This window comes from Streptomyces sp. NPDC001204, assembly GCF_053598035.1.
This window is the reverse complement of the sequence record NZ_JBSFJL010000073.1, coordinates 1-4181: the sequence shown is the minus strand read 5'-3', so window position 1 is coordinate 4181 and position 4181 is coordinate 1. Positions and strand designations below refer to the sequence as shown.

General features: G+C 67.1%; 7 protein-coding genes. 2 read left to right on the top strand and 5 right to left on the bottom strand.

Going from position 1 to position 4181, the window contains the following annotated elements:
- The first annotated feature begins 123 nt into the window (after positions 1 to 123).
- Positions 124 to 297 carry a hypothetical protein gene (locus tag ACWC91_RS41220; RefSeq protein ID WP_450644920.1) on the top strand — a complete coding sequence of 58 codons (174 nt, stop codon included), beginning with the start codon at positions 124 to 126 and terminating at the stop codon, positions 295 to 297.
- A gap of 454 nt (positions 298 to 751) precedes the next feature.
- The gene (locus ACWC91_RS41215; protein WP_450644918.1) at positions 752 to 1006 is read left to right on the top strand and encodes a hypothetical protein; all 255 of its coding nucleotides are present in this window, start codon (positions 752 to 754) and stop codon (positions 1004 to 1006) included.
- A 47-nt stretch (positions 1007 to 1053) separates the two neighbouring features.
- On the opposite strand, the gene ACWC91_RS41210 is transcribed toward ACWC91_RS41215, so the two are convergent.
- From ACWC91_RS41210 to ACWC91_RS41190, 5 genes are all read right to left on the bottom strand, one after another.
- A complete protein-coding gene (locus tag ACWC91_RS41210) occupies positions 1054 to 1278 on the bottom strand; it encodes a hypothetical protein (RefSeq protein ID WP_450644916.1) in 225 nt (74 codons plus the stop codon).
- A 51-nt stretch (positions 1279 to 1329) separates the two neighbouring features.
- Positions 1330 to 1599, bottom strand: a complete 270-nt coding sequence (locus ACWC91_RS41205; RefSeq protein ID WP_390821091.1) for a hypothetical protein — start codon at positions 1597 to 1599, stop codon at positions 1330 to 1332.
- Between the two features lie 106 nt (positions 1600 to 1705).
- Positions 1706 to 2710, bottom strand: coding sequence for a hypothetical protein (locus ACWC91_RS41200; protein ID WP_450644914.1), 1005 nt, complete (start codon positions 2708 to 2710; stop codon positions 1706 to 1708).
- Between the two features lie 120 nt (positions 2711 to 2830).
- Positions 2831 to 3019: a hypothetical protein gene (locus tag ACWC91_RS41195; RefSeq protein WP_450644912.1), complete on the bottom strand. Its 189-nt coding sequence runs from the start codon at positions 3017 to 3019 to the stop codon at positions 2831 to 2833.
- Between the two features lie 88 nt (positions 3020 to 3107).
- Positions 3108 to 4067 (bottom strand): hypothetical protein, encoded by a 960-nt coding sequence (locus tag ACWC91_RS41190; protein ID WP_450644911.1) that lies wholly within the window; start codon positions 4065 to 4067, stop codon positions 3108 to 3110.
- Between the last annotated feature and the right edge of the window lie 114 nt (positions 4068 to 4181).

Sequence of the window (4181 nt, the reverse complement as noted above, 5' to 3'; positions counted from 1 at the left end):
CGGTCAGACCCCCACCCTGCGCATACCGCATAGGAACGGCATACCGCAGGGATCACCACCCGTCACCACCCGACGCTAAGCCGAAAAGCTCAGTAGGCGGCCGATCAGGTCCGCTTCACCGGGGTGTGGGTCTGGGGCGGTGCTGGCCGTCAGGCCGTCGTCGTCCTGGCCCACACCGTCACCGCGCCGGGCACCAGCTGGCACATCATGCGCGCCTCGGCCACCGAGACCCGAGCGCTGGCGCCCGTACGGGCTCCGGACTGGGTCGCCAACCGTTCCCGGGGAGAGCACGAGTAGACGGTAGGTCTCCGACTCCCTTACTGGCGTTCGACTCACTAGAGGACTTCGACAGCGCAAGGCCCGGACCAGGCGTCCGGGCCTTCGTCGTGACCCGGAATCTTTTTTCCCGGTCGCTGCTGTCCGGGTCCCGGCCTCTGGCCCTAAGGGGTGAAGGAGCCGTGCCCGCCAGGACGAGACGCAAGCACTTGAGTCCTGTCACTGTCCCGTCCGCCATGTCGAACTCACGCCAGAGGCAGTACCGATGACCACCCGCCAGACACCCGGGGCAACACCCGCACCGATCGCCGCTACGCTGAACACGCCCACCCTGGGCCGGGCCGAAGCCCCACAGGGACGCTCTCCAGAGAGCCGCAGCAGGACCGCCGACCGCGAGGCGCGCGCCACCCCCACGCGGACGACACCACCACAGGTGTCCGCCGTCTCTGTTCCTCCGCCTCGTAGGAGACTCCCGATGTCTCGGGACCCGCACCCGCACTCCCCCATACCCGCCCGACCCGAACCGCCCGGCCCGGCCGGCGCAGGAACGCCGGCGGAGACCCCGCTGCTGTCGGTGCACGCCGCCGTGGTGTTCCTGGCGGCCGTCATCATCGGCCTCGTCATGGGTGGCCTCATGTTCCTCCACAACAAGTCCGTGCCCGCGGCCGTCGCAGCGGGCCTGGTGGCCGCTGGAGGCAGGGTTCCCGTGCTGCACAAGCTGATTGGCTGACCGGTGGTGGGCCGGGCGCAGCATGTGCACCCGGCCCACCACCTCCGTCAGGCGGCGTGGAACCCGTGGGCCCGGCCGCCGCGCCACTCCACCCACTGCGGGTCGTCCAGGATGGCCTCGGGTTCGGCGACACCGGCGCCCTCGAGGAACACGACCAGGTCGTGGTCGCTGTAGGCGGTGCCGAGGATCTCGTCCTGGCCGTGGCTGTGCACGGTGACTCTCCGGCCGCCCGAATGGGAGGGCCGGTGCACGACGATCGGTGCGCTGGTCACGCTTCTCAGCGTGCCCCGGGCCGTGCTGGTGGGCGAGTCGGACCGGAGCAGTCAGGGAGTGTCACCGGACCAGTTCCAGCGGTTCCGCTCGCCGGGCCGCGGGTCGTACAGGGCCCGGCCGCCGGCGCCGAACTGCCCGAGCTCGGTCGTCAGCGCGACGCCGGTCTGGATCTCGTCCGCTGTCCAGCCGGTGATGTCGAGCAGCAGCCCGTCGAGCGGGCCGCCGACCAGTTCGGCGTAGTCGCGGTGCGGGAGCGGGCCCTGGTGGTCGTGGTCGGCGCCGTAGACCCGGCCGCGCAGCAACTCCTCATCCCTGTCCATAGGTAAGAACTCTCGAACCTGATACAACATCAGCTGCCATGCGATAAAGCCCCATGACAGCGATCCCACCCCTCAATCTCTCACTTCATGACAGCGGCCCACCCACTCACAAACAACCGCGGGCGGCCTTCCAGCGTTCGGCCAGCTCATCCTTCCAGCCCTTCGGCGGGGGCCACGGCACGCCCCAAGCGGCGAGCTGGTCTCGCTTCCAACCGCCAGCGGGCGTGCGAGCGGCTTCGATCTCTTCGGGTGAGGGGAGGTACGTCATAGATGGTGAGCGCTCCGTGTTCAAGAGTTGTCCCGCAATGCGGTGACGGAAGACCGACAGGTCAGATGCCTTGCTCAGAGGGAGCCACCCCTCGGGCATGGGAGAGCTCGCAAGCGAGGGATGCGGAGCGCCGACGGGCGCGTAGTACATCTCGGCACGTTCTTCCCACACGGTCGACTTCAAGGCGACCTGCTCGTCGAACACTTCCTGTCGAAGTTTCAGCATCCCGGCCTCGTTCAGTGCCCGGACAAAATTAAGGAGCTCGATTGTGCCGACCATCGCCCAGGCCACCAGGGGCACAGCGGCGCGAAACCGATCGCGCAGTCCGAAGGTGTCGCCTTCCTTGCGTCGCTCTGGATCGTGATGCACCACGTCTCCGTAGATCCAGGCCATGGCCAGCCCATGCGCATCGAGGTCACGCTCTTCGCCCGTGGACGTGTCAGCGACCATGACCCAATAGCCAGATTCGTCGCGCGTGGAGGGGCTTACCCGTGTCCGCCACTCAGCGCGTGCGGCCCGTATCCACGCCGCATCTTGTGGCACTGCTCGACAGGTGTAGCCCAGAGCCGAGAGCGCCTTCATGTGAAAACAGTCCTCCTGCTCCAGCAGAATTGGCCTGATACGCGCTGCCGCAGACTCGACCACTTCCTCGGGCGGGAGCTCGTACGAGATCCGGACCTCGCCGCGGTCGACACGGACGTTGATGCTCATGCGGGTCAGCTCGACAAGGGCGTCCCAGTCGGCGGCCAGCGAATGCTCCTCCACCCTGCGGGCCCTCAACACGAAAGCTTCCAGCAAGCGCTGGTGCTTCTCGTCAAGAGTTTCCGTCTGCCCGCGGCTCACGCTTCCCCCCTCGCATCGATCGCTTCCAGCATGACGTGCCTTCTCCGTCGTATCCATCCAATTCGCCGGGCTGGTCCTTGCCAGAAGGAGAAGCGCGGCTGGTCGGGAGGCGTACCCAGCTCAGCGGCGCAGGCGCGAGAGCCAGCCGGTGGCCTTCTGCTCCGGCACGGCCGGCTCCTGCTCCTGGCGCGCCGCGTCCGGCCAGGCTTCCTCCCAGTCGGTCCCGTGTCGCTGGTCGCAGTCCCCGCACAGGGTCGGACGGGCCTTCGGAGGGAGGCGTCTCAGCCGGTGCACTCCACCGCCTGCCACCGCTCTTACGTGAATGCTGCCTTGCACTCGGTGCAGCGAGGACGGCGGGCGTAGCGCATGAGGGCATGCTGTATGGATCTCCAGGGCCTCAGCTCTTGCCGGCCCCGCTCAAGAACAACTCTTCGAACCGCTGATACTCGCGGCGCAGGCTGCCCTTCCCTGTGTAGGTGGCGTGCGTTGCAAGGAAGAGACGCGGTCCCGCCCAAGCACCGTTCGACCACAACTGGATCAACCATGCCGGAGCTGTGCCGATGTCCTGGGACAGTTCAACCCACACCGCCGTGTCGGCAGCATGCTCGCCGTGAGCCATCGACGAGCCGCTCGTCCAGGCGTACCCCTCGATGCCGATACGGCGCTCAAGGTTCTCGCTGAGCCAGTCAATCGAAAGGGGTGTGATCTCGGGGGTGCGACGGCCCCTCTTCACAGGCCAGCCCCGGTCCTTGGCGTAAGCCAAGATGTCGCTGATGTCCTTCGCGGGATCGCGGTTGGTCCCGTGCGCGTCATCCACGTCGCCGTCGTTCTCAACGAGCTGGTCGGCATCGGTATCGCCGCCGAGCATTTCCCTGAGACGGATACCTGCCGAGAGTCGTGCGAGGCGACGCGTCAGGGCACGTTGCAGGCGCTCGTCAGTGCTGATGGTCGGGTCGATTACCGCTGTGGCCCACAGGCACGCCTCGAAGACGCCACGCGCGACCGAGACCGCGCCCATCAGCGATTTCTCTGCACGAAGCAGGACGGCGAAACCCCGAAGCTGATCGGCGGCGCTGAGGATGTTGACCGCTGATTCATACCGGAGAACCGTTGCGGCTGGTTCGGCGCGGTCACCGAGCATGACGTCCGGGACCTTCATGTCCTCTCGCGCCGGGCTCTTACGCTCCGATTTCCAAGGCTTGAGGCCCAGTTGCGTGAAACCGTCGGCTATTTCGTCGACCGCTGCCGCAAGCGCGTCGCGACGCGCATGTGCCTCCTGTCTGCCTTGGCGCAACTGGACGAGGATATCCATCGCCCACGCCTCGCCGTCCCTGCTCGTATCGCCTTCGCTTGTCACACGCCACACCCTGCCAGATGCAGGGTTCCTTGCATGATCGAGGTCTGTCCGGGTTCATCCGGTGAGGCCGAGGGCTGTCAGGGGTCTGCGACAGTCGCGGGCGGTGTGGCGTAG

What these genes read in the sequence shown, in the direction of transcription:
- ACWC91_RS41215 (WP_450644918.1), top strand. Translation starts at nt 752, where the DNA reads ATGTCTCGGGACCCGCACCCGCACTCCCCCATACCCGCCCGACCCGAA.
- ACWC91_RS41205 (WP_390821091.1), bottom strand. Translation starts at nt 1,599, where the DNA reads ATGGACAGGGATGAGGAGTTGCTGCGCGGCCGGGTCTACGGCGCCGAC.